Below are 732 nucleotides of genomic sequence, written 5' to 3'. Positions count from 1 at the left end.
AAGGCGAAGGTAAAGGGTTCAGAGCTTGCAGAGCATTTGGACAAAACGTGGTTGCTACGCAGGATTGGAAGAGTAGGGCAGGAACTAGCAGCGATAAGGGAGCTTAAGGCACTAGGACTAGAAGAGCAGTTGAGAACATTAGCTGAAGTTAAGGAAGTCAAGGCATTAGCTGAGAAGCAGAAGATTGAAGGATTAGAGATTCAAGAGGGACTTCAGCTCACAGAGAGAATGAGGGGACTAGATAGAAGACTAGTACGGCTAGCAGCACAAAAGCTGGAGGAGATACAGGAACTGACACAGCGGCAAAGAATACGTAAGGAGACTAATCCGCAATCTATAAGGAAAGCAGCAAGTATGTTAGAAGAGATAAGTGTGCTAAGGGAGCTAAGACAGTTAGATGAGCTAATACCAGAAGAGCAGTTGAGGACATTAGCTGAGGTGAAAGACACTATAGCACAATTGGAAGCACAAAAGCTGACGGAGGTGTTGAAGATATTTAAGGTGGAGGAGACATCGATAGGAGCTTTGGTCAAGAAGCTACAAAAACGTCTGGAGGGCTCAGAAGGAAAGAAAGAGTTGGAAAAGCACTGGTTACTCAAGAGATCTGGTAGGGAAAAAGATGAACTAGCCAAGATCAAGGCACTAGAAGAACTTACAGAGATAGCTGAGAAGCGTGGAGTAGCCACAGTGATGAAGGCTGCATTGACTAATGCTATGGAGATCACGAAGAAT

At 44.8% G+C, this 732-nt stretch carries 1 pseudogene; it reads left to right on the top strand.

The window, feature by feature from the left end:
- Window positions 1-732 (top strand): annotated as a pseudogene (locus GAC_RS05750) (P44/Msp2 family outer membrane protein); the annotation flags it as partial.

Source organism: Anaplasma marginale str. Florida, from assembly GCF_000215485.1.
GTDB lineage: Bacteria > Pseudomonadota > Alphaproteobacteria > Rickettsiales > Anaplasmataceae > Anaplasma > Anaplasma marginale.
Note: the sequence above shows the minus strand (reverse complement) of the source record. Positions and strands in the feature narration are given on the sequence as shown.